This is a genomic window from Congregibacter brevis, assembly GCF_045689245.1.
GTDB lineage: Bacteria > Pseudomonadota > Gammaproteobacteria > Pseudomonadales > Halieaceae > Congregibacter > Congregibacter brevis.
The window spans coordinates 1,602,945-1,627,340 of record NZ_CP136865.1; the positions used below are offsets into that span (position 1 = coordinate 1,602,945).

A 24,396-nucleotide genomic window follows, 5' to 3' on the forward strand; every position below is an offset into this window, starting at 1 on the left:
GTCATATTTCCAAGTTGGGTAGAAGCGAATTTGCACGGATAAAAAAAAGCCCCTTCAGATCAAGGGGCTTTAGAAGTGTTGCTCTTTCCGGATGTTAGCTTGCTGAGCGCTTCCGTGAGGCGGCGCCCAAGGCGAGCAAGCCCAAGCCGAACAAGCCAAGTGTGGCGGGGGCTGGAACTCGAACAACGATGTTATCCAGCTCAAACGCGATACCAGTTGTTGTAAATTCAAACGCTGTGAAAGCTTCACCAGGATTGAAGAAAAGGTTTACGTAAACGTTGGAGCCTGGAAGGATGCGGTTTCCAGAGATGCCACCGGCGACATCAAGGATCTCACTGCCACTCAGTACTCCATCACTTAGCAGCCCGGTTCCTTGCAGCAACTCGTCACCAGAATAAAAAGCTATATTGTTGTAGGTGTCGATGGACCCGTAATATAAGCCTAGATAGTTAATGCCAAAACCGGTGGCCGCTATCAGTGGGGCGTAGTCAACACGCAACGAAGACGGGGGGGTTTCACCCGCGCGAGGGCCGTAGGCGAAGCATGTGTCGTTGTTAGCTGGCGTCGCGGCGGATGTGGTAGTTCCCTGCTGAACGCCGAAGCCGTTTCCTGTAGCCGATATGATAGGGCCTCCAAATGCGTTAATAGAGCAAACTGGCGCCTGCGCGTCCTCCGGCTGGATGATGTTGCCGATTCCGCCAAGTACATCTCCGTTTACATCGCCAGTGGTCCCAGCTGTTCCGACCCCTGCAATGCCAACGTTAGTGGGGTCACTGAGGGCTGGGAGAGGGGTGTAGGTGGCTACGTCAAACGTCTCGATAAAAAGGTAGGGGCTCGAGGACATGTTGTTCAACGGTGCGAATTGGCTAGTCAAACCTGAGCCATCACCGCCGGGAACGTTTGCGTCCTGCCCGCCAAAAGTGATCTGAAGCGCCTGGGATGGAGCTGTAGCTACGGCTAACGCCAGAGCCGATCCTGCGATTAGCGCGTTACTTTTGAAATTTTTCATTTCGTTTTCCCTTCGACTTTAAAAATTTTTACTGGTTCTCTTGGTCGTCACACGCCTTCGTGACACCGAGTTCTTTAACGATTGATGTAAAGCAAGCGGAGTGCCATAGTAAAAAATATGATTATTAACAATCGCTTAGATTTTTTTTGCGCTCAAGGTTTGATGAGGAGGGGCATTTGTGTAAAAAAAGCTGACAAACGATAAGTCCAGTAGTTGTCTAGCCCGAAATAGGCTTGAGCTGTTCTTGTCGTTGCCAATGCCACTGTCCGGGCACTAGATTGCGGCCGCTAATCGCTTTGTGCTCAGATTGTTGTTACGTATTGGAGTCTAAAAGTTGGCGTCAACTATTTTGTGCACAAAAATGACCGGATTTGACTCAAACTTAGATTGATGCCAGTCACCCGACGTTGCTAAGTACAGAGTTCTGTCTTTATATGCCGCCCCAGTTATCAGAGCCCCACCCGTTTCGAGCGTTAGCGGGCCATATTCGTAAGGTCGCGCATCGTGCGGGTTGTTTGCATCTAAGATCTCATCTATCGCGAATTTCCAGTAATAGTTATCCCAGTCGTCCGCACCGTAAGGGCAATGTCCATTGCAAGTTTTGCCGTTGTCTTGCTTAACTTTGTAGCCTATTCCTGTGCGGAGGCCTCCGGTGCGTCCCACCGCGACGTAATCATTTCCTACAATGAACGCAGTGGCTACATAGCTAAGTTGGTTGAATAACGGGTTTGCGGCGCCTGGCTCTCTACCAAAGCTTCCAAGACTGTGTGGTTGCGGGAAAACCATTAAGGCTTTGGCGCGCGCGGCATTTGTTGGTGTGCCGTCCCACACGTAGAGGCTGGGGCCCAAGCTCAAACGGAGATTGATAGGGAAGTTAGATGCATGGCCTAAGAAGTGAGTGCCACCGAGCCGTGCTTGCCAGCCTTGAGGGATTTCCCCCATCCATCCGGCGGATCTAGCATTATCCCGTGCAGAAAAAAAGCCGAGCTGGGAGTTGTCTCGATTAACAATTGCAATATCTCGTTTGTTATTCCCGTCGGCGTCGTAGTACTCAGTTGTGGTGACGAACAGTTTTTCACCGTCGTCATAAAGACCGGCGATCATTCGAGTTTTGTCCCATTTGGCAGGGCTGATCTTTACGTACGGCTTGGTGTTCCTTGCAATAGGTAGGTCCTTCACTTCGTTGCTAATTTTTAACTCGGGGACATCAAACTTTGCAACTGAGAAGTGATGAGAGTGCCCTGCAATCCAGATTCCATCGGTTCCAATGCCTATCGGCCCGGTGCTAAATCCCGAGCGAGATGAGCCGAAAGTGCCACTTTGAATTCGGAAGCCGCCCGCATACCTGAAAGAAAGTCCAGTTCCCACCGTAATTGTCCTACTTTCCACGATGTTCGTTTCGAGGGAGGTATCTTGCGCCTCGCATGCCAGCATTAGAGTCGCCAAGCTCGCCGCAGCGAGTGGCTGAAAAATTAACTTGATATCCATTGTTAGTAGAGTAGCAAATAAGGGTTCTTCTCGCCCGCAACTCGAGGTAGGCACTGTGCAGCAAGCCATTGCCGCCATGGCCTTTTAAACCCCGAGCCAGTTTGTCGCGGCGAGGCTGAATAGCGTTAAGACTGGATCGCAACTTAGGCTGCCACACATCGCTTGATGTAAGCGATCCATTGCAATCCCCCGCACCTTAGGATCAATTCCCCCGGGAAGTTTCGTTGAGTCTGCTTCATAGTAGACCCTAGTTTGTACTGTGACGATCAATGAAGGCAGGCATGAGACGATGGTTTCTGCGCGGGTAAAAATTACAGCCATAGGTGTTCGAATGGGGGTGGCAGTTTTTCGTTCTTCTATTAGTCTGTTGATGCGCACGCGATCTGTTGCACTAATACGAGCTCTCCCCTAGCGTGAACGGAGGGCGGCCGATGGCCGTTGTGCCGAAAGTGGCTATGGTGCTGGTGCCGTCCGGCAGACCTCGGGCAAGCTTCCGATCGACAATGCCGCCAGGCTCCCGCCCAAGAGTGGCAAGGTAGTCCCCGTAGAATGCACTTTTGGTTCTCTCCCGGGCTTTAGGGATTAGATGTAGCATTGAGCGTCCCCCTGATTGACACCCAATCCCCAGGTTTGGGCTTGAAAGCCTTGAAGCAGCAGAGCCAGCTCGCCGTGGCCGCGAGAAGCCTGGATCAGCTTTGGTGAGGAGGGCTGCGGTAGATTTTGTAGTTTTGCAAGGTGTGGACTGTAAGCGGCCCGGCGCAAATTATACGGTGTGATTATGCGGTCGCTTTATGGTTAGTTTAGCCGCAACCAGGTTGCAGCAAGTTAGTGGGGAGACGGCTTCTAATCGTGACCACATTCTGATTCTGTCTCGGTTTTGTTCCGTATTTGGTGTCAGATTCTTTTACGTTGAGGTTGGCTAATGATTGAGAAGTTCAGTTGAGAAAATCAAAAGTTAATAAAAACAATATCTTACGTTAGTTTTAAAAATTTGGCTCGGGTATTGCATTGAAGTTTGTAATCATTTTTGTATTCTCAAGGTTTTATTGACATGAAAATTAGAACACTAGTTATCGGGCTTGTTTCTACCGCTGTGCTCGTGGGGGCAAGTTTTGCCAATGCAGGGTTGATTCTAAGCTCCAATTTTGACGGGCGCACAGTGAGTGGAGCTACTGCCACCGCGACGTTTCAAACAAATGGTGTCTCGGATCCAGTTGCAGTTGAAGCCGACTTCAATCTTTTCACTACATCAGCTTCGGCAAATCGCATTGCAGTAGATAGGAACCTACACAACGAAGGGAGCTGGACGGCCACCATTGGTTTGGATGTTGAAGGAAATCTGATCCACATGGGCATTGTCTCCTTTCAAGCCTTGATTTTTAACAATCGAGGGGCCTTGCAAGGTTCGAACGTTAGCCGTGACCTCGATCTTAGTGTGGCGATTGTAGACACGAATGATGTTGAGCTGGCTTCCGTGGAATTACTGAACGTGTACGCCGCTAGCGGAGCTTGGACGCCTGAGACAGTGTCCTTTGATTTTACGGGCACGACGCTTGCGAAAGGTACATCGTACTTCCTTGCTATCACAGCATCGGGTCAGGGGCCGGGCAATAACGCCGGGTTTGATGACTTATTAGTGACGGGTACTATTCCAGCGCCTGCGCCATTGGGATTACTGGGTGTTGGTCTGCTTTTGCTGGCTCGCCGTAAAGCCTAAGCAGCGGCATGAACATAAAAGGCGTGTCCTTTGCGGGCGCGCCTTTTTTTGTTCTTGGCTGGGGGGTAATTGGTCTTAACTATTGACGATAGTAGCCTATCGGTAGGTTGTGAACATTCCAGCTATCGGTGTCGTAAGGCAATCAAACATTAAACCTAAAATGCACCACATCCCCATCCTGCACGACATACTCTTTACCTTCTAAGCGCCAGCGCCCGGCATCTTTGGCTCCTTGCTCGCCCTTATGGGCAATAAAGTCCTCGTAACCCACCACCTCAGCGCGAATAAAGCCTTTTTGGAAGTCTGTGTGGATGACGCCGGCAGCTTCGGGCGCTGTCGCTCCAACCTTCACAGTCCATGCCCTAACTTCCTGTGGTCCGGCCGTGAAGTACGTTTGCAGATTAAGCAGCTCATAGCCCGCTCGAATCACACGATTGAGGCCCGGTTCTTCCATACCCATATCCGCCAGAAACTCAGCACGCTCTTCGTCTTCAAGCTCGATGATCTCGGACTCGAGCTTGTTGCAGATCACGACAACCTCGGCGCTTTCTTCTGCAGCGATGCCGCGTACCACATCAACATGTGCATTGCCTTCAAGCCCATCCTCATCGACGTTGGCGATATACAGCGTCGGCTTACTGGTGAGCAGAAACAGTGACTTGACCAACGCTTGCTCGCTGTCATCCAGCGCCAGCGCGCGCACGGGTTTAGCTTCATTGAGATGCGGGAGCAGCTTGTCTTCCAGCAGTGCCTTCATGGCGATGGATTCCTTGTCTCCACCTTTTGCCGTGCGAGCGACTTTGGATAACTGCTTTTCACAGCTGTCCAGATCAGAAAGCGCCAGCTCGGTATTGATGATCTCGATGTCCGCCGCGGGATCAATGGCGTTGGCCACGTGAATGACGTTCTCATCCTCAAAACAGCGGACCACGTGTGCGATGGCATCGGTCTCACGAATATTCGCCAGGAACTGATTGCCCAGCCCTTCGCCTTTACTGGCGCCCGCAACCAGACCAGCGATATCCACAAACTCCATGGTGGTCGCAATCTCCTTCTGAGGCTTTACCAGCTCAGAGATTTTGCTTTGGCGTGGATCCGGGACTGGTACAACGCCGGCATTGGGTTCGATGGTGCAAAACGGAAAGTTCTCCGCGTCGATGCCCGCACGAGTAAGGGCGTTGAAAAGTGTTGATTTTCCGACGTTGGGGAGCCCAACGATGCCGCATTTAAAGCCCATGATTATTCCTTTGGTGTTGTATTCGGCAGTGGAGCCCGCAAAGAAGAGTCCGCTCCGTCAAAACTGTGTAGTTGTGTCATTGCTTTGCCACTATCTCCCGCCAGAAGCAGCGGCAGAGCACGAATGGCCTCATCGATACTGGCAGCGATGGCTTCTCGATCTACCGGCGAGGGTTTCGAGAGCACATAGTTGCTTACCTGCTTGGCCGATCCCGGGTGCCCTATACCCACGCGGAGTCGATGAAAGTCTTTGCGGTTGGCCAATGCGGGCACGATATCCCGCAGCCCGTTGTGGCCTCCATGGCCGCCATCAAACTTAAAGCGAGCGCTACCTGGTGAGATATCCAGCTCGTCGTGGGCTATCAGTATCCGCTCGGGATCTATCTTGTAAAAGTTTGCTAGCGCGGCAACGGCTTTACCGCTGCGATTCATAAACGTGTGGGGGATCAGCAGCCGCAGCTTATGGCCGGCAAAAAAAACTTCCCCGACTTCGCCGTGATACTTGGTCTCAAGCTTTAGAGAGCCACCCGCTTGGCGCGCAAGCTCGCGCACAAAGTCCTCTCCCGCATTGTGGCGAGTGCCTTCGTACTGAGAGCCCGGGTTTCCGAGGCCGACTATAAGTTGGAGTGTGGATGGCATACGCCTGAGTCTTACTCTCGTTGACTATCTGTTGCTGACTATTGCTAAAACTATCTCTTCCCAGCAACGTGATTCTATATGACTAACGCAACGAAAAAGGGCAGCGTAACGCTGCCCTTGATCAGATACTGCGAGCGCTTTCCCTAAGGAGAGCGATAACAGATCAGTCCTCGTCGCCGCCTTCGCTATCGCCTTCTTCAGCGCTCGCTTCTGCTGCGTCTGCATCTTCGTCTTCATCACCGCCGCCACGCTTGGCGCTGACAGAGGTCACAGCCATATCGTGATCTTCACCAAGTTCAAGTGCAGTAGATACAACACCCTCGGGCAACTTTAGGTCGGAGATGTGGATGATGTCAGCAGTAGTGACGTTCTCCATGTCGACTTCAATATACTCGGGGATCAGGCCTGGCAGACAGAGAACTTCCAGTTCTGTCAGCAAGTGCTCAATGATACCGCCTTCGATCTTCACGCCATGACACTTCTCTTCGTTAATGAAGTGCAGTGGAATGTTGACCTTGATCGCAACGTTCGCGTCAACGCGCAGAAAGTCTGCGTGCATAACATCGTTGCGGGCAGGGTGACGCTGTAGATCTTTTAGAATCGCTGGCTGGACATCGCCATCGACAGATACGTCGATAACCTGAGAAAAGAATGCCTCGTTCTCGAGGGCTTTCTCCAGATCCTTACGGATGATGGTCAGGGGAGCGGGATCTTTTCCGGCGCCATAAATGATTGCCGGGATATGATCTACGCTACGACGCAGGCGGCGGCTCGCACCTTTCCCCAGGTCGCTACGTACTGTGGCTGCAATAGCCAATTGTTCAGACATGACTGTCTCCTATCAATGTCGGAATGAGGTCACCTGCGACCAGTTTCCTCTTCCGTCTAAAAAACGCTGTTCAACTTGTTCGAAAAAAAACCTAGCTGAATAGCGCGCTAATGGATTCCTCATTCGAGACTCGACGAATAGACTCGGCTAGCAGGTCGGCAATAGTGAGCTGCCGAATCTTGCCGATGGTCTTCGCCTCTTCTGAAAGAGGAATCGTGTCCGTAACAACCAACTCGTCGAGCTGGGAGTTGCGAACATTGTCTAAAGCCTTGCCCGACAACACCGCGTGGGTGCAGTAGGCGGCGACCTTGGTTGCGCCACGCTCTTTGAGCGCGTTCGCGGCATTACATAGCGTTCCCGCGGTATCGACCATGTCGTCTACCAGCAGGCAGGTGCGTCCTTCGACGTTACCGATGATGTTCATAATCTCGGTCTCGTTGGCCTTGGGTCGGCGCTTATCGATGATGGCTAATTCAGCTTCGTCCAGCTGCTTTGCAATCGCTCGAGCACGAACCACACCGCCGATGTCCGGCGATACCACCATAACGTTCTCGTAGTTGCTGGCCTGAATATCGTCATTCAACACCGGCGAACCGTAAATATTGTCAACGGGGCATCCAAAGAAGCCCTGAATCTGCTCCGCGTGGAGGTCTACCGTTAGAACGCGGTCGACACCGACAGTGTTCATTAAATCGGCGACTACCTTGGCCGAGATCGGCACCCTTGATGACCGTACACGACGATCCTGGCGTGCGTAGCCAAAGTAGGGCACAACCGCCGTGATGCGCCCAGCCGAAGCTCGACGCAGTGCGTCGATCATCACCAACAACTCCATGAGATTGTCGTTGGTGGGCGCACAGGTTGGCTGGAGTACAAAAACGTCTTTGCCTCGCACGTTTTCATTGAGCTCTACAGCTACTTCACCGTCACTGAAGCGGCCAACGTCTGCTTTACCTAAAGACAGGTACAAGCGACTGGCGACTTTGCGGGCTAGTTCCGGGTTGGCGTTCCCGGTGAATACCATCAGCTTTGCGGACAAGTTATGCCTTCCTTCGCTCATTCACTGTGCAACGATCATTTATTGGGTGAGACGTTCTTGGCTGTCGTGCTCATCTGTCATTTTTGGCGGTCATTGCTAGTCTGACTTAGTTGCCGGCCTGACTTGGTAGCAAGAGTGGTTGTGAAACCAACTGCGACCTTAACTACGACAGAAAATGGCTGGGGTGGGAGGATTCGAACCTCCGAATGCCGGGATCAAAACCCGGTGCCTTGCCACTTGGCGACACCCCAATGATCGTATGCGTCAGCGGTGGCCTGCTGCGCTCATCTCTACCTATCTTTTGCGAGCGACAGACCTTCAAGCTGCGCCGCTACGGGAGACCTATTTAGGCCTCGAGCGACAAAACTATGCCATTCGCTCGGTACCTTTCGCTGAACCCGGTTAGCTTGCGCTTCGCTGTCGAAGCTCGCAAACACACTGGCGCCGCTGCCGGTCATTCTTGCCTCCCCAAATTTCTCCAACCAAATCAACGCCTTATCAACAGGGTCGGCGAGGCGTCGCACGAGGTTTTCGAAGTCATTACGGGTAGGCCCCGTAAAAAAGGCGGCCATTGTGATGGCGGGGGTGTCGCGTGTCAATTGCGGGTGCGAAAAAATCACTTTTGTTGATACATGGCAGCTCGGGTGAATCACAAGGAACCAGCGCTCGGGGAGCTCCAGAGGCGTGAGTTCTTCGCCGATTCCTTCGGCCCAGGCGCTTTGACCACGCACGAAAACCGGCACATCCGCGCCGAGTTTGCGGCCGATGTTTGCAAGAGCCTCGGTGCTCAGGTTTAGGCTCCACAAGCTGTTCAAAGCGAGCAGGGTGCTCGCAGCATCAGAGCTACCTCCGCCAAGGCCGCCGCCGGTGGGCACTCGCTTGGTCAGACTGATGTCTGCTCCGAGTTTCTTGCGGGCCTTATTTACGTTTTCCGCTGCCCTAAGAGCTTCAGCGGCACGAACCACCAAGTTGTCTTGAGGAGCCACGTCATTAAGTGATGCGCCCTGAGCGTTAATGATGATTCTGTCGTCATCCCGGGCGGATAGCGTGAGCTCATCACCATAATCGAGAAGCTGAAAAACGGTCTGGAGGTTGTGGTAGCCATCACTGCGCTGTCCCGTGATGTGCAGGAATAAATTGAGCTTGGCTGGCGCAGTAACGGTGACGGACGGCATACGCCTGATTATCGCATGGAGAACCGGGGATTGACTTATTGCCGGCGTAAACTCTGTCAGCTACTGGGTCGCAAACCAGCTACAGCTGCCAATCCCGCAATATAATCTTGAGCGTTAGCTGGCTTTTCGGCTCCGCGAGGCTCAAGCGCGTGGGCATCGCCAATCCCTGCTTGCCTCGATACTCACTGTACGTTATCACCCAGCCGTTTTGCTCGAAGCCCTTAGCGAGCGCCTCATCCGTCTCTAAATCCGAAACGGGCAAAAGAGGGTCAGGAACACCGCGAAGCCAGTGATGAATAGAGGCGACTGGAACAGGAAGTAGGGCGCCATTCGATAGCCACGGAGCGGCGTCAGCGGGATAGAGGCGCTCGATACCGTCTCGCTTCACGCGCAGCAAAGCGCCGTCATTGCTGATTTCAGTGCTGCCGACACCTAAGGGGCCCGAAAGTCTTAAGTTGCTCTGTTGGCTTGTTTGTTGCCAATCCAGGCTCACACTGCCCGCGTCATTCGGTAAGCGATACGCGACCTTGCCTCTTACCCGCCAATCGTTCAGCTCGGCAACCACCGCCAATCTCTCCAGCCAGCGCTCCTCCTCACCGACCAGCGGAGCTTGCGGAGGTGCTGGGGCGGAGGTGGTAGGCACTGGGGGTGCGGTTGTGCACGCGCTCAAGCCGACAAGCAGTAGCGTAGCAATCGCAAAAACGCACATTTGTGCAGAATCAAAAGCGCGTCCAAGAAGAAAAGAAACTGCGCTAGGCGCCGAGCGCCTCGCCTTAGCTGTCGCGAGCATTAGGACTCGGCGTCGGCTTGAAGACTGATACCCAAACGGGTGAGAGTTTCATTGAGTACCGCATGTTGCGGGTCTTCTTGAAGCGCGCCACGCCAAACTGCCATGGCGCCGGTGGTGTTTCCGCTTGCCCACAAAACCTCGCCCAGGTGCGCCGCCACCTCGGGATCGGGAAAGCTGGCATAAGCTCGCGTTAGGTACTGCTGAGCATTCTCCAGATCGCCTTGCCGGAATAGAACCCAGCCCATGCTGTCGAGAATGGCAGGTTCATTGGGCGACAGCGCCAGAGCTTTTTCGATAAGCACCTTGGCCTCGTCATAGCGGTCAGTCCTATTGGCTAAGGTGTAACCCAGTGCATTAAGCGCCGTGGAGTTTTCCGGGTCGCGATCGATGATCGCCCGCAAGTCAGTCTCCGCCGCCGGAATGTTACCCGTACGTTCATGGGCGACAGAGCGTGCGTAGCGCAAGTTGTCGGACTCGGGGAATTCGTTAATCGCGCGATCGAGAAGCTCCAGTCCCTGTTCATCGCGATCGGTCTCATTATAAATGTTGGCTTCCAGCGCAAAGAGCTGTTCCTTGCGATGCGGGTAGCTTTGTCTGAGGCGGTCCATGTAAGCCGACAGCTCCTGATCCTGGCCCCGGCCAATCTGGATCTGCGCAATACTAATGGTGGCTTTCATTAAATCCGTGCCGTCTCCGACCTGTTGAAAAAGCTGTACCGCTTCATCCAGCTCTTCTTCAGTGCGGGCAATTTGTCCGAGGAACAAATACGCCTCATCGGTACGCTTGTTCAGAGCGATGACCTGTTGCAGGTACACCTTCGCAGCAGCATTGTCTTCAAGCTCGTGATTGATCAGCGCCAATGAGAAAAGCAGGTCTGCATTGTGGGGAGCTTCGGCGGAGAGTATTTCAAACTGCTTTCTTGCCGCTCCCATGTCCTGGCTAGCAAGAAGCCGGGCGTATTGCAGTCTAAGCTCCGTGCGAGAAGGGTCTTCGTCAAGTGCTTCCTCCATGCGTGCCAGAGGCTCATCTACACCATCCGCAAGGTTGAGTTTGGCTTCCAAAATTAGTGCCTGGCGCTGGTAGGGCTCCAGAGCGAAAACCGGTGCCAGACGCGCCCGGGCAGCTGCGGCGTCGCCGCGCTCTTCCGCCATGAGGGCATGGGTTAGACGTAGCGATACGTCATCGCCTAGATCGTCATCTAGCAACGCCTGAGTATCACTATCAAGGCCAACTTGATCGGCAGGTCGAAGCGCTTTGTAGCGGTTAAGTAATACGGGGAACTTGGCTTTCTCTCCAGCCCTTGCGACTGCCGCTAAATAGGGAAGGGCTTCGCGATTGCGGCCCTGTCGTGCAAGCAGCGTGGCGAGGGTGCTGTTTGCCTCGACGTTATCAGGCTCAAGCTCCACCCAGAGTCGAACTGCCCGAAAGGCTTCGCGTTCGCGCTGCAGGTACTGCGCTAGATGCGTTGCATGAGCACTGACAGCAGGATCCTGAAGCACATCCGCTTGATCGAGGTAAGTGTCAAGCGCTGTATCAAAGTCTCGGCGTCGGAGAGCAAATTCGGCAAGAAGCAGCGGATACACGGAGGCTTCAGGGATAGGTCGTTCGGGCACCGGTGGAGGTGGCGGACTGTCGACTTTTGCGACGCTGTCGGCCTGTTGGTCCAAATCTTCGCTGTCAACAATCTGGTTGTTCGTGGCGCAGCCGCTGAGAGCCGCGAAAGCCACAAGCGTTGCGACCAGCCGCGCAACACGGCAGCCACTATCCGCAGGATCGCTAATGCGAGTCACCGCCGCAGGCGACAGTCGGAAAAGGCCAGCAGGCGGAGTTCTGAAATGGCGAATTAGAGGGTCAAAAAGCATGTGTCTAACCGGGTTGCTGAACGCGAATGATGACACAGTGAGACAGCGAAACCCACGCTGCGTTCGATACCTATTGCAAGAGTTTCGTGGGCTGCGCTGGCGCAAGATGCAGTCATTGAGTTTTAGTATCCCTAACAGCGGTACATTTAAGCCTGCGATTTTTCTCTCAGACTGCTAGAATCCTCCCCAAGAGCGACTGACAAGCAAGCTGGACACTTTTTGCTGTGAACTTGATAGCACTAGGCATTAACCACAACTCTGCGCACGTTGATGTGCGGGAGCGGGTGGCTTTTGCCCCGGAGCAAGTGTCCGAGGCTATGAATGATGCGTGTCGTTCGGCGGAAATAGACGAAGTTGTAGTCCTTTCGACCTGTAATCGCACCGAAATCTACGCAGTGGCGTCGACGGTGAAGCCGCTCGCTGAAAAAGCCCGAGAGTTGATTGATTGGATGGCGAGTTATCACCACTTGTCGGCGGATGATCTTCGCGGTGCTGCCTACCACCATGAAGGTGAGGCCGCGCTCCGCCATATGGTGCACGTAGCCGCGGGTTTGGACTCGATGGTTCTTGGGGAGCCGCAAATATTCGGACAACTTAAGTCCGCTTATGCGGTCGCCAACGACGCGGGAACCGTGGGTAGCGAGCTCGGTCGTTTGTTTCCTCGAGTTTTCACTATCGCCAAGAAAGTGCGCACCGATACGGCCATTGGCGAGAACCCCGTCTCCGTAGCCTTTGCGGCAGTCGATGTCGCACGACGAATTTTCACCGATTTGAATGACTGCAACGCGCTGCTCGTGGGTGCTGGAGAAACCATAGAGCTGGTAACGCGACACCTCATCGAAGCAGGCGTGAGCAATATTGTGATTGCGAATCGCACCTTGGGAAGAGCCCGCGAGTTGGCTCAGCAGTTTGGGGCCGACGCGGTGCTTCTCGCTGAGATTCCAGACCACCTGCCTAAATCCGACATTGTCATAACCTCTACCGCCAGTCAGTTACCGATCATTGGAAAAGGCACGGTGGAGTCGGCACTCAAAGCCCGGCGCCATCGCCCGATGTTAATGGTCGACATCGCGGTGCCCAGAGATATTGAGCCGCAGGTTAGCGATCTGCGTGACGTTTATTTGTACAGCGTGGATGACCTGAAGCAGATCGTTGACGGAAACCTTCGCGCTCGTCAGCAGGAAGTGAGTAAGGCGGACGAAATCATCGCGAAGGGTATCGCCACCGTTGGCGAGGAGCATCGTTCGCTAGGCGCTGTAGACCTTGTGAAGCAGTATCGGCAATCGGCCGAAGCTCTCAGGCAGATAGAATTAGAAAGAGCCCTGGCATCCATAAGTCGGGGGGACGACCCGCAACAGGTGGTCGCGCAGCTCGCTCGCGCTATTACCAACAAACTTATTCATGCGCCTACCACCGGTCTCAAGAAGGCCAGCGCAGAAGGGCGTCATGATGTTCTAGGTCATGCCGCGCGTCTTCTCGGTCTGCAGAACGCTGATGACTCCATATCAGCTGATGGCTCCGTATCAGCTGATGGCTCCATGTCACAAGCGGCGGATCAATTGGCAGTGGGAGCTGATCAGGTTTCCAATGCAGCGAGCGAGAGCGAGAGTCCCAGAGCGCCCGGCCCCACGCTGCAGTGAAGTCTTCGCTGCTCTACAAGCTGGAGACGCTTTCCGAGCGTCACGAAGAGGTTTCAGCCTTGCTGGGGGATCCCGGCGTGATTTCGGATCAAGACCAGTTTCGTCGCCTATCCAGAGAGTTTTCTGAACTGGAAACCGTCGTTAAGTGTTTTGCTGACTATCAAGAGCTCCAAGGCGATCTCGAGGCTGCGGAATCAATGTTGTCGGATGACGATGCCGATATGCGGGAGATGGCAAAGGCAGAAATTAGTGAAGGTGAAGCTCGCCGAGAAGAGCTGGAAGCTGAGCTTCAGGTGCTTCTGTTGCCGCGGGATCCTAAAGACAGTCACAATGTTTTTTTAGAAATTCGTGCCGGTACGGGCGGTGATGAGGCCGCGATTTTCTCCGGTGATTTGCAGCGGATGTACAGTCGCTTCGCGGAGCGGCAGGGCTGGCGTATGGAGGTGCTTTCTGAGCGCCCCGGCGAGCATGGCGGCTACAAAGAAATCATTAGTCGCATAGAGGGTAAGGACGTATACGCCTTTCTCAAGTTTGAGTCCGGTGCACACCGCGTGCAGCGCGTTCCCGAAACCGAATCTCAGGGCCGCATTCATACCTCCGCCTGTACTGTGGCTATCCTCGCGGAGCCAGAGGAACTTGAAGCTGTCGAGATCAATAAGGCGGACCTTCGTGTTGATACCTATCGAGCTTCGGGAGCTGGTGGGCAGCACGTCAACAAGACCGACTCCGCGGTGCGGCTCACCCACTTGCCTACAGGTATCGTAGTGGAGTGTCAGGATGAGCGTTCCCAGCACAAGAATCGTGCGCGGGCTATGTCCCTGCTGCAGGCCAAGCTCAATAGTAGTGCTGAGGATGCACAGGCTAGCGAGCAGGCCGAGCAGCGAAGAAATCTCGTCGGCACCGGCGATCGATCGGATCGCATCCGAACCTACAATTTTCCTCAGGGAAGAGTGACGGACCATCGCATCAACCTCACGCTATACAAGCTCGATGAGGTTGTGGCGGGTGATATGGATCCGGTGCTTGGCCCTCTCCGTCAGGAGCATCAGGCCGACCAGCTAGCGGCTATGTCTGGACAGTAATGGCGAGTGTTCGTGATCTGCTTGCGCAGAGCAGAACTCTGGCGGGTGAGGAAGCGCTTCGTGAAGCACAGTTGTTACTCTGCGCGGCTCTCGATAAGCCACGAAGCTATCTTATTGCCTGGCCTGAGGCCGATGTTCCAGCTGCTGCCGAACGGCGTTACCGTGATTGGCTGCAAAAGCGCGTCCAAGGCGTACCTATTGCTTACCTATTAGGTGCGCGGGATTTTTGGTCACTGTCTCTTCAGGTTAACGAGGCGACGCTCATTCCGCGCGCTGACACGGAGTTACTTGTTGAGACTGCGTTATCTCTAGACCTGTCTGGGGATGCCGCAGTACTGGATCTTGGAACGGGGTCCGGTGCGATAGCTCTGGCACTGGCAAAAGAGCGACCCTTCTGGCGGATAACAGCGGTTGAGCAAAGTATCGAGGCCTTCGAGGTTGCCAGAGCCAACGGCGAGCACTTGGGATTACAGCGCATTGAATGGCTTCTTGGTGACTGGTACTCAAAGCTATCAGGGCGTCGTTTTTCCCTGATAGTGAGCAATCCACCGTACATCGCTGAAGGGGATCCCCACCTCATTAACGGAGACCTGCGCTTCGAACCCCGATCCGCACTCGCGTCTGGGGTCGACGGCCTGGATGACATTCGAGAGATCATTGACTCGGCTCCTATGCATCTGGAGCCGGGTGGTCAGTTGTTTTTGGAGCACGGCTTTGCACAGGGAACTCCGGTACGTGCGCTGCTGACGGCCGCTGGCTTCCTAAATGTCGGAAGCTCGCGCGACCTTGCGGGCCATGAGCGTGTTAGTGGTGGCGCGTGGAAGGGAGAACTGGCAGAGTAAGGTATCCGAGTAGGTTGTACAGAAGCCAGGGAGAAGGCGAGTGCTGAGCGACCGGGAGTTAGAGCAGTATAGTCGGCAGCTGATGTTGCCCGATTTCACTCTGGAATATCAGGAGCGCCTTCGTAGCGCTTGGGTCTTGGTCGTTGGCTGTGGTGGTCTGGGGAGCCCTCTCGCAATTTATCTTGCCGCTGCGGGCGTGGGTCGTCTTATTCTTGCGGATGGCGATACCGTTGAGCGCACAAATCTGCATCGACAGATTCTCCATGGAGAGGCTGACATCGGTCGATCCAAGGCAGCTTCTGCGGCAGCGCTGATCAGCGCCCACTATCCCGATTGCCGCGTCTCCCAGTTCACCGAAAACCTTGAAGAAGATGCATTAAACCAAGCGGTGAATAGCGTGCAATTGGTTGCGGACGGAACGGACAATTACCCAACACGTTTTTCATTGAATCGCGCCTGCATTCGCGCAGGTAAACCTCTCGTGTCTGCCGCAGCCGCGCGCTCCGAAGGCCAGCTAGCAACCTTTGATGTAGGAAGTGGGGGCGCATGTTACCGCTGCCTGTATCCACAGGAAGGAGCCACTACTGCTCTTTCCTGTCGCGAGAATGGTGTTCTGGGGCCGGTGGTCGGAGCGCTTGGTACCCTTCAGGCACTGGAGGTGATCAAGGTTCTTACAGGCTGGGGTGAGTCCCTGCGATCAAAAGTACTGATGATGGATTTGAGGAGTTACGAGCAAAACATCATCGAAATCTCTCGGCGGGACGATTGCCCTGACTGTGGTGGAGAACTGCGTCGGGGATTTGGTTTGTAAACGATTGGTAATAATTACGGGAACGGCACGGAAGAACCGCGGTCAGACCTTTCGTTAACAAGCCACATTTTTTTACGTCCAAGAGGGTAGCGGCAGTGAGTTCATTGGTTCATGGTTTTGGTCGCTTTCAAGAAGCGCTGTTCGGACGTCTTGCTTATCTTGATGGGCTTGGGCCGCTCGCCCTTAGACTCTATCTCGTCCCAGTGTTTTGGATGGCCGGTACGCAAAAAATTGCCGGCATGGAAAACACTATCGAATGGTTTGGCAACGCTGAGTATGGTCTAGGTCTGCCTTTTCCTGCGGTGCTGGCTTATTTGGCCGCTTATTCTGAGGCGATCGGGGCATTGCTGCTTCTCTTGGGTTTGGCGACGCGATGGATTTCAATTCCTTTGATAGTCACGATGCTTGTCGCCATCTTTGCCGTGCATTGGGGCAATGGGTGGGCGGCGATTGCTGATTCCAGCGCGCCGGAAGTCGCTCAGCGATTGGGGGCGGCCCGGGAGTTGCTTAGGGATCATGGGAACTACACCTGGCTCACCGAGAAAGGGAGCTTTGTGATTCTTAACAACGGTATAGAGTTCGCCGTTACCTATCTGGTCATGTTGTTGACGCTTTTGTTTACTGGAGGTGGCCGATACGTAAGCGTCGATTACTACCTCGGTCGCCTGCTCAATCGCTGATCAATTATTCGCCAAAAATGCTAGACTTCGCGCCTAAATTTTTAGGCAGATACCCCTTTGACGAGTTCCAATCGATCTAACACTTCCTCTTCTCATTCTGGCGGTGCCCGCTCTTCCAAAAATGGTCGGGCAAAAACCGCAGCGGAAACGGCTTCCTGGAGCGTCGATGAGTTCGATGTGGCACCAGAAGAGGGTAAAACGCGTTTTCACGATCTAGACTTGCACTCCAGCTTGATGCACGGGATTGCGGAAATTGGCTTCGAGTACTGCTCTCCAATTCAGGCGCAGGTTTTGCCGCACACTCTCCAAGGCCATGACGCTATCGGCAAGGCGCAGACGGGCACAGGAAAAACTGCTGCGTTTCTGATTACTATTTTTGATGATCTCCTTAAGAACCCCCACGAAGGTGAGCGCTTTTTGGGCGAGCCCCGCGCCCTGGTGATTGCGCCGACGAGAGAATTGGTGATGCAGATCGCCGCAGACGCGGCCGATCTCGGTAAGCATACCGGTCTGAACACTTGTACTTTGATCGGTGGTATGGATTACCAGAAGCAGTTGAATCAGTTGGGGCGTGAAGTAGTCGATCTCGTCGTGGCGACACCGGGACGGCTCATCGACTTCACGGGACGCCGCGACTTGGTGCTAGACCAGGTTGAAGTGCTCGTACTTGATGAAGCCGACCGCATGCTGGATATGGGTTTTATCCCCCAGGTCAAACGCATCGTGCGTCAAACACCGCACAAAGATTATCGTCAGACGCTGCTGTTTTCCGCAACGTTTACCCAGGACATTATCAACCTATCTCAGCAATGGACCACCGAAGCAGTCACCGTAGAGATCGAGCCTGACCACGTGGCCACAGACACCGTGGATCAACGCATTTATCTCGCAAGTAGTGAGGAGCGCTTCCGTATTCTGGTGAATCTATTGCGTAGTGATGATGCGAGTTCGGTCATCGTGTTTGCCAACCGTCGCGACCAGGTACGCCGCCTCTTCGAGCGGCTTCGTAAAGCCAGTATCACCTGCGGGATGCTCAGCGGCGAAATAGCCCAGGCCAAGCGCACCAAGACTCTCGATCAGTTTAAGAAGGGTGAGATTTCGGTACTGGTGGCTACGGACGTCGCCGGTCGAGGCATCCATGTCGACGGCGTAACCCATGTCGTCAACTACAACCTCCCGGAAGACCCGGAAGATTACGTTCACCGCATCGGCCGAACCGGTCGCGCAGGTGCCAGCGGCACGTCCATTAGCTTCGCCAGTGAAGACGACGCGTTTTTGCTACCTGATCTCGAAGCCTTGCTCGGCGAACCGGTGGTTTGTGAGCATCCGCCCGAGGATTTGTTGTCTCGCTGATTAGAAAGGGGCCGGGATTGCAAACAGGAAGTTCCTGCCAATCCATTAACTGCTCGGCCGGCGTTTTCAGGTAGGGGTGTTTAAGTAAAAGTGCCGGGTAAAAAAAAGCCCTCACGATGGAGGGCTTTACAGTGGATCGATTTGCATGCTCTACGCTTGCTTGCGTCTTTTCCATCCGAGACCGACAAGGCCCAAGCCTACCAGCGCGAGTGTCGCCGGAGCCGGTACCTCTGTGGAGTCAATCCTCAGGAACGTTCGAAACCGGTTGTTCTCTTCTTCAAAGGTTTCGAGCCCGGTGCATCCTGTAGAGCCTTGGCCCAGTGCGGCCTCGCAGGCCGCGTCGCCCAGTGTGCCGAGCCCTTGAATAGATAACGTTGCAATGTAGTTGAAGTCTGGATCCCCGAGTCCGCCAAGATTACGTACGATAGAAAAGCTCTCGTTAAAACTGAATCCTATGGGCGTAATAGCGAATATATCCCCGCAGCCAACAGCATTTACAGCGCTCGATGGGCAAGGGTCGGAGCTGTTTAGCGTTTCTTCGAAGTCAATCTTAAAGAAAAGTGTGTCCAAAACCGACCAAGGCGTACCGAGTCCTCCCAGTCGAATCTGGAGCTGGGTTGCCAAAATCGCGCTATCTAATGTTTCGCCATTAATAGGGTTGTTATTGTGGTTCACTCGACCGATGACGACAGGCGAGCCACTGTCCACAAGGATTGGATCACTATTAGCAGGGTTGTTAGCTTCTGCGCGTGTTCTGTTGCTCACGCTTATCCCGCTTTGTAAGCTATTGCCCCAGCTTAGCGTCCTGAAAAAGTCGCCTGTTACGCCAGCAGGAGTTCCATTGGTTTGTGAGCCGACAACTGCTCCCGGCGTAAAGTCCGTGAATCCCGATCGTGTTCTGACGTCAAATGACGTGTATATAGGTCCGGCTGAGGCTAGTGCAGGTGCGAAAATAGCTACGCCGAGAATGAGCTTTGAGAGGATATTCATAATCTGCTCCGAGAGATTCCTTCTACATACACACGGGTAGGCAAAATACACGTCCCACCCTGTGTTGCGAAGAAGTAAAGCAAAATTCGCGCAGCTTCAGAGAAAAGCAAATAAAATCAATAGTTTGTATTTTTTTTCAATTTCGGTCCTCGACGAATTGTATAAAAACCTGACAGTTTCGAAAAACTGATGGTTCTTGTCAGGCAATACGACCACCGGTAGACCGCCACATTTGCAGGATAGCGGTGTCTGGGTGCTTTCGGTTGGACACTAACCGACAGTGACTCAGACTCAGACTTTAAGAGGCTTATCGAAGCTCCTCAACATACAAAATCGTCGCGCCAACCACGGCTGCGGGAACCACAAAGAAGTTCACGATGGGGATGCTTGCCAGCGCAGCGACCATGCCGCCGAAGCCGAGGCTGGATAACCTGCGGTCAGCGACAGCGATGCGTACGTCCTTGAAACTGAACTGATGGTTGTCCATGGGGTAATCCACAAACTGCAGACTCATCATCCACGCACCCAGGAATAGCCAGAGAAGGGGAGCAATTGCGTTCACCGCAGGGATGAAGCTGATGATTAGCACCATTAGAGCCATAGGAAGGTAATAGACGAGCTTGGCTAGTTCCCGAAAGATGCCCCGGGGTACGCTCATTAACGCGGCGCCAAGGCCTTCAAGGCCTTGCACGGGCTGCCCGGTGATTAGCTCTTCCGCTTTTTCTGCCAGCAATGCGTTAAAGGGAGAGGCGATGAGGAGTGCGACTGCTGTGAACAGGTAGCCGGTGACCAGAGCAACGGTCAGCCCAATAATGGGCCAAAGAATCCATTCGAGGAATGACAGCCATTCGGGTAGCCATGCCATCCAGCTGTTTACCCAGTCTATGAGGTTAGATAAACCCCAGCTGATTAGGGAGCCAAAAATCAGTACATTGATAGTCAGCGGTACAAGAACAAAGGGCCGTAGCTTCGGGTGGCTAAGCATTTTGCCACCTCGAATGAGGCAGCCTGCGCCGTAAACGGGATCGCCTTCCAATTTTCTTCCTGATCTGTGAGTCTGATAGTTTACGTAGTTTAACGCGAGCAGATTGTTTCGTGCGGTCTTAGCGGTACAGAGCGCGTTAATCCGAGTCAGATTTGCGACGAGAACACTTTTGGTTTGAATGTCCGCACGCATGTCTTTAGGCATGTGCGTACTCGGTGACGGCATGTAATGAATTCAAGGAGGCGCCAATGACAGGCAGTGATGACGACTTCCTCAGTGAGATGGGCGATGTCACGCCCATAAAAACAGAGGCACGGGTACGCCGGCGGCGCGATGTGGCTGATAAAACGCTGGCTCAACTACGCCGCGAGGCTGCGGTGACGGAGCGTGGTCGGGATACTAACCCCCTGGCCGATGAGGGTGTGAAGCCATTGGATCCCTGGTATGTGCTGGAGTTTAAGCGCCCCGGTATCCAGAACGGTGTATACCGCAAGCTCAAGAAGGGCAGCTACGCGGCTGAGGCCCGATTAGACATGCACCGTATGAACGTTCAGCGCGCCCGGCGAGAGATTTACGGTTTTATCAACGAGTGTCATGAATTAGGCCTGCGCAGCGTGCTCATCGTCCATGGCAAGGGCGAGCGCAGCCCCAATAGCGAAGCAGTGGGCATTCTCAAAGGCTACGTTGATCACTGGCTACGAGAGCTAGTGCCGGTGCAGGCGTTTCACAGTGCACCCCCCAACTTGGGCGGGACCGGAGCGGTGTTAGTGCTCTTGGCAAAAAGCGAAGAGAAGAAGCGCGAGAACCGCGAGCGGTTTATGCGCGGCCGTGTTCCCTACGAGCAGGGGTCGTCCTAAACGCGAAGCTTAGCCAGCACCTTCGGTGGCGCCGTGTGTTTTCAAGACCTCGGCATAGGCCGTTCCGTAGCGATGCTCACTCACTTCTTGCAGGAGTGTTTTGCCTTCGTCGCCCACGGCGTTGATATCTCGCCCGGCACTGCAAAACAGCGGTAGGAAGCGAGCGAAATCGCTGTCGCGCATACTCTGATAGGCCCGTAACAACAGCCTGAAATCCGCGTTTTCGCCGTCACCGGGGCGAGGCTCCAGAAAACTTGCGACCCTTTCGTCATCCCACTGTTCATCGAGAACCTTGGCTTTGTCTTTACGCATCGTTGTCATCCTATAATCTGGGCCCCATTTTAACGCTGGGATTTGAGCGGAGTTTAAGGCAAATAGCAGGGGCCGCGTTTAGCGCTGATATTTTTGGGCGTTGAGGGGGTGTTTGGGGAGCGTCTAGGAGGCGTCCAGGCGAGCGAGCAGCAAGTCGCTTACCATCTTTGGGTTGGCCTGCCCTTTGGATGCCTTCATTATCTGGCCCACAAAAAAGCCGCTGAGCTTCTTTTGTTTCGCAGGGTCTGCTGCCCGATATTGAGCGACCTGGTCCGGGTTGTCGGCGATGACCTTGTCTACCATAGACTCCAGCGCGCCACTGTCAGAGACCTGCTTGAGCCCTCGCGCTTCGATGATCGCGTCGGCACCGCCTTCGCCGTTCCACATTCCTTCAAACACGTCCTTGGCTATTTTGCCCGAGATTGTTTGATCCTTGATCCGCGCGATTAGCCCGGCGAGCTGCTCAGCCTGTACGGGGCAGGACTCGATAGACATGTCTTGGGCGTTCAGCGCAGCTAATAGCTCCCCCTGAATCCAGTTGGCTGCGAGCTTTGCATCACCACTGCTCTTCGCCACCACCTCAAAATAGTCAGCGACAGCTCGTTCGTCTGTTAGGACCCCAGCGTCATACTCGGATAAACCGAAAGACTCCTGAAACCGCGCTCGTCTTGCCCGAGGAAGCTCTGGGAGCATTGCTCTGATATCGGCGATGTCGTCGTCACTGAGTACTACAGGGAGCAGGTCGGGCTCGGGGAAATAGCGGTAATCGTTGGCGACTTCCTTGCTACGCATGGATCGCGTTTCGTCGCGGTCTGCGTCGTAGAGGCGAGTTTCCTGCACGATGCTGCCGCCATCATCGAGAATGTCTTCCTGGCGGATGCGTTCGCAGCGGATGGCTTTCTCCACAAAACGAAATGAATTGACGTTCTTAATCTCTGTGCGAGTGCCCAGCGAGTCGCTACCAGCTGGACGCAAAGAAAGATTGACGTCACAGCGCATGGATCCTTCGGCCATGTTGCCGTCGGAAATGCCAAGGTAGGTGACTAAGCTGTGTAAGGCTTTGAGGAACGCCACTGCTTGTTCGGCACTTCGGAAATCTGGTTCAGTGACGATTTCAAGGAGCGGTGTGCCCGCACGGTTCAAATCGATGCCGGTCATCCCATGAAAGTCTTCGTGCAAGGACTTACCCGCATCTTCCTCTAGGTGGGCACGAGTAATACCCACTTCGCTTGCTGTTCCATCGGGCAGGTTGAAGGCGAAACGACCGAGACCAACGATGGGCTCTGCAAACTGGCTAATCTGGTAACCCTTTGGGAGGTCCGGATAAAAGTAGTTTTTGCGATCGAACACCGAGCGCTTACCAATTTCTGCATCAATAGCCAGACCGAACATCACGGCGTAACGCACGGCCTGAAGGTTCAGTACGGGGAGCATCCCCGGCATCGCCAAGTCCACGGCATTTGCCTGAGTGTTAGGCTCTGCTCCGAAGGTCGTGGGGCTACCGGAAAATATCTTGGAGCGCGTCGCTAACTGCAGATGCACCTCCAGACCAATCACCATTTCTCGGCTCATGGCTGTTTCTCGCTCATGGCTGCAGCTCCAAATTAGGTGTCTGGCGGTGCCAATCGCTGCGTTGCTGAAACTGGTGTGCGGCGGCGAGGAGTCGTGCTTCCTCAAAGTGTCTCCCAATCAGCTGCAGTCCCACGGGGAGACCGTTGCTGAAGCCTGCGGGAAGGCTCATTGCGGGTAGCCCCGCCAGATTCACTGAGAGAGTGTAGATATCTTCCAGATACATGGCGGTTGGATCGCTGGTTTTTGAACCCAGTTCAAAGGCCACTCCTGGTGTCGTAGGTCCGGCAATGATGTCTACTGACTCAAAGGCGCTAGAAAAGTCTCCGGCGATGAGTCGACGCACTTGCTGGGCCTTCTTGTAGTAGGCATCGTAATAGCCAGAGGAAAGGGCATAGGTTCCCACAAGAATCCGCCGCTGGACTTCGTCACCAAATCCTTCTTCTCGGCTGCGAGTGTAGAGATCCTCTAGATCTCGAGGCTCGTCGCAGCGATGGCCATAGCGTACACCGTCATAGCGGGACAGGTTGGTTGATGCCTCAGCCGGCGCAATGACGTAGTAGGCGGGAATCGATAGCGCCGTCCGGGGCAGGGAAATCTCGTGAAGTGTTGCCCCCATCGCTTCGTATTCTTTTAATGCTGCCTCAATTACCTTCGCAACACTGCCGTCCAGTCCTTCGCCGAAATATTCTTTGGGCACGCCTATACGGAGCCCCTCGACGGTGCTGTTAAGGCCATCACAATAGTTTTCTGGCGTTCGCTGAGCCGACGTTGAGTCTCGGGCGTCGTGCCCTGCCATAGCATTTAGCAGCACGGCACAGTCCTCAGCACTGCGGGCCATAGGACCACCCTGATCAAGGCTGGATGCGTAGGCAATCATGCCCAGACGGGACACGAGTCCGTAGCTCGGTTTGAGTCCGGTGATACCGCAAAAAGCCGCCGGTTGGCGTATGGAGCCTCCGGTGTCAGTGCCAGTGGCAGCGCTTATCAGTCCCGCTGCGACGGCCGCCGCGGAGCCTCCTGACGACCCGCCCGGTACTCGGCTTAGGTCCCAGGGGTTTGCGCAGGGGCCGTAGAAACTGTTCTCGTTGGAGGAGCCCATGGCGAACTCATCCATATTGGTCTTCCCAATGAGCACTGCGCCCGCGCTGCGAAGACGTTCAACGACAGTAGCATCGTAGGGTGGCGTGAATCCGTCCAGCATTCGTGAACCGCAGCTCGTTCTGAGGCCGCTGGTGCAAAAGATATCTTTGTGAGCAATCGGGATACCCGTCAAAGGCCCCGGGCTGCCGTTGGATAGACGCTCGTCCGCGGCCTTCGCCTCGCGCATGGCAGCTGCGCTGTCCACGGTAATAAAGCAGTTTAGCTCTCCATCCAGCGCATTAATGCGCCCGAGAGCTGCTTCAGTGAGTTCAACACTGCTGGTCTCTCCGCTCACCAGGGCTGATGCGAGTTCAGTCAAGCTGCGGCTGTCGAGTTCGATGCTCATTT

At 54.3% G+C, this 24,396-nt stretch carries 23 protein-coding genes and 1 tRNA gene; 8 read left to right on the plus strand and 16 right to left on the minus strand.

The annotated features are described in order from the left end of the window. Positions 1-94: 94 nt before the first annotated feature. From R0137_RS07000 to R0137_RS07010, 3 genes are all read right to left on the minus strand, one after another. Positions 95-1,009, minus strand: a complete 915-nt coding sequence (locus tag R0137_RS07000; RefSeq protein WP_407329616.1) for a PEP-CTERM sorting domain-containing protein — start codon at positions 1,007-1,009, stop codon at positions 95-97. A 327-nt stretch (positions 1,010-1,336) separates the two neighbouring features. Beyond that, complete coding sequence (locus R0137_RS07005; RefSeq protein ID WP_407329617.1) at positions 1,337-2,443, minus strand: hypothetical protein; 1,107 nt, start codon at positions 2,441-2,443, stop codon at positions 1,337-1,339. Positions 2,444-2,888: 445 nt separating this feature from the next. Further along, on the minus strand, positions 2,889-3,092 hold the full coding sequence (locus tag R0137_RS07010; RefSeq protein ID WP_407329619.1) for a hypothetical protein: 204 nt from the start codon (positions 3,090-3,092) through the stop codon (positions 2,889-2,891). A gap of 456 nt (positions 3,093-3,548) precedes the next feature. On the opposite strand from R0137_RS07010, the gene R0137_RS07015 reads away from it, so the two are divergent. After that, on the plus strand, positions 3,549-4,214 hold the full coding sequence (locus R0137_RS07015) for a hypothetical protein (RefSeq protein ID WP_407329621.1): 666 nt from the start codon (positions 3,549-3,551) through the stop codon (positions 4,212-4,214). Positions 4,215-4,356: 142 nt separating this feature from the next. Here the strand turns inward: R0137_RS07015 and ychF are convergent, their stop codons facing one another. The 8 genes from ychF to R0137_RS07055 all read right to left on the minus strand — a co-directional run bounded on the left by ychF (position 4,357) and on the right by R0137_RS07055 (position 11,784). After that, positions 4,357-5,451 carry a redox-regulated ATPase YchF gene (ychF, locus tag R0137_RS07020; protein WP_407329623.1) on the minus strand — a complete coding sequence of 365 codons (1,095 nt, stop codon included), beginning with the start codon at positions 5,449-5,451 and terminating at the stop codon, positions 4,357-4,359. 2 nt (positions 5,452-5,453) lie between these two features. Continuing rightward, complete coding sequence (pth, locus tag R0137_RS07025) at positions 5,454-6,089, minus strand: aminoacyl-tRNA hydrolase (protein WP_407329625.1); 636 nt, start codon at positions 6,087-6,089, stop codon at positions 5,454-5,456. Between the two features lie 163 nt (positions 6,090-6,252). Next, positions 6,253-6,918, minus strand: a complete 666-nt coding sequence (locus tag R0137_RS07030; protein ID WP_407329627.1) for a 50S ribosomal protein L25/general stress protein Ctc — start codon at positions 6,916-6,918, stop codon at positions 6,253-6,255. A gap of 91 nt (positions 6,919-7,009) precedes the next feature. Further along, positions 7,010-7,942: a ribose-phosphate pyrophosphokinase gene (locus tag R0137_RS07035; RefSeq protein WP_407329986.1), complete on the minus strand. Its 933-nt coding sequence runs from the start codon at positions 7,940-7,942 to the stop codon at positions 7,010-7,012. Between the two features lie 191 nt (positions 7,943-8,133). After that, a tRNA-Gln gene (locus tag R0137_RS07040) sits at positions 8,134-8,208 on the minus strand. 39 nt (positions 8,209-8,247) lie between these two features. Next, the gene (gene ispE, locus R0137_RS07045; RefSeq protein WP_407329629.1) at positions 8,248-9,132 is read right to left on the minus strand and encodes a 4-(cytidine 5'-diphospho)-2-C-methyl-D-erythritol kinase; all 885 of its coding nucleotides are present in this window, start codon (positions 9,130-9,132) and stop codon (positions 8,248-8,250) included. A 79-nt stretch (positions 9,133-9,211) separates the two neighbouring features. Continuing rightward, complete coding sequence (gene lolB / locus R0137_RS07050; protein ID WP_407329631.1) at positions 9,212-9,775, minus strand: lipoprotein insertase outer membrane protein LolB; 564 nt, start codon at positions 9,773-9,775, stop codon at positions 9,212-9,214. 146 nt (positions 9,776-9,921) lie between these two features. After that, the gene (locus R0137_RS07055) at positions 9,922-11,784 is read right to left on the minus strand and encodes a tetratricopeptide repeat protein (protein ID WP_407329632.1); all 1,863 of its coding nucleotides are present in this window, start codon (positions 11,782-11,784) and stop codon (positions 9,922-9,924) included. Between the two features lie 224 nt (positions 11,785-12,008). On the opposite strand from R0137_RS07055, the gene hemA reads away from it, so the two are divergent. The 6 genes from hemA (at position 12,009) to rhlB (ending at position 18,192) form a co-directional block, all read left to right on the plus strand. Beyond that, entirely contained in the window at positions 12,009-13,424 is a 1,416-nt protein-coding gene (hemA, locus tag R0137_RS07060; RefSeq protein ID WP_407329634.1) for a glutamyl-tRNA reductase, read from the plus strand. Then, positions 13,421-14,506 carry a peptide chain release factor 1 gene (gene prfA, locus R0137_RS07065; RefSeq protein WP_407329636.1) on the plus strand — a complete coding sequence of 362 codons (1,086 nt, stop codon included), beginning with the start codon at positions 13,421-13,423 and terminating at the stop codon, positions 14,504-14,506. Before hemA ends, prfA begins: the two co-directional genes overlap by 4 nt. After that, positions 14,506-15,348: a peptide chain release factor N(5)-glutamine methyltransferase gene (prmC, locus tag R0137_RS07070; RefSeq protein WP_407329638.1), complete on the plus strand. Its 843-nt coding sequence runs from the start codon at positions 14,506-14,508 to the stop codon at positions 15,346-15,348. The genes prfA and prmC overlap by 1 nt, the downstream gene beginning before the upstream one ends. A 40-nt stretch (positions 15,349-15,388) precedes the next feature. After that, positions 15,389-16,159 (plus strand): HesA/MoeB/ThiF family protein, encoded by a 771-nt coding sequence (locus R0137_RS07075; protein ID WP_407329640.1) that lies wholly within the window; start codon positions 15,389-15,391, stop codon positions 16,157-16,159. A gap of 95 nt (positions 16,160-16,254) precedes the next feature. Next, positions 16,255-16,839, plus strand: a complete 585-nt coding sequence (locus R0137_RS07080) for a DoxX family protein (protein ID WP_407329641.1) — start codon at positions 16,255-16,257, stop codon at positions 16,837-16,839. Between the two features lie 57 nt (positions 16,840-16,896). Next, positions 16,897-18,192, plus strand: a complete 1,296-nt coding sequence (rhlB, locus tag R0137_RS07085; RefSeq protein ID WP_407329643.1) for an ATP-dependent RNA helicase RhlB — start codon at positions 16,897-16,899, stop codon at positions 18,190-18,192. Between the two features lie 150 nt (positions 18,193-18,342). On the opposite strand, the gene R0137_RS07090 is transcribed toward rhlB, so the two are convergent. Both R0137_RS07090 and cysZ read right to left on the minus strand, forming a co-directional pair. Beyond that, positions 18,343-19,182 (minus strand): THxN family PEP-CTERM protein, encoded by an 840-nt coding sequence (locus R0137_RS07090; RefSeq protein ID WP_407329645.1) that lies wholly within the window; start codon positions 19,180-19,182, stop codon positions 18,343-18,345. Positions 19,183-19,489: 307 nt separating this feature from the next. Beyond that, on the minus strand, positions 19,490-20,218 hold the full coding sequence (cysZ, locus tag R0137_RS07095; RefSeq protein ID WP_407329987.1) for a sulfate transporter CysZ: 729 nt from the start codon (positions 20,216-20,218) through the stop codon (positions 19,490-19,492). A gap of 197 nt (positions 20,219-20,415) precedes the next feature. Here cysZ and smrA point away from each other — a divergent pair, with 197 nt between their 5' ends. Next, on the plus strand, positions 20,416-21,024 hold the full coding sequence (gene smrA / locus R0137_RS07100; protein WP_407329647.1) for a DNA endonuclease SmrA: 609 nt from the start codon (positions 20,416-20,418) through the stop codon (positions 21,022-21,024). Positions 21,025-21,033: 9 nt separating this feature from the next. On the opposite strand, the gene R0137_RS07105 is transcribed toward smrA, so the two are convergent. From R0137_RS07105 to gatA, 3 genes are all read right to left on the minus strand, one after another. Beyond that, complete coding sequence (locus R0137_RS07105) at positions 21,034-21,336, minus strand: PA4642 family protein (protein ID WP_407329649.1); 303 nt, start codon at positions 21,334-21,336, stop codon at positions 21,034-21,036. Between the two features lie 123 nt (positions 21,337-21,459). Beyond that, positions 21,460-22,908, minus strand: coding sequence for an Asp-tRNA(Asn)/Glu-tRNA(Gln) amidotransferase subunit GatB (gene gatB, locus R0137_RS07110; protein WP_407329650.1), 1,449 nt, complete (start codon positions 22,906-22,908; stop codon positions 21,460-21,462). A 13-nt stretch (positions 22,909-22,921) separates the two neighbouring features. Next, a complete protein-coding gene (gatA, locus tag R0137_RS07115; protein ID WP_407329652.1) occupies positions 22,922-24,394 on the minus strand; it encodes an Asp-tRNA(Asn)/Glu-tRNA(Gln) amidotransferase subunit GatA in 1,473 nt (490 codons plus the stop codon). Positions 24,395-24,396 lie beyond the last annotated feature (2 nt).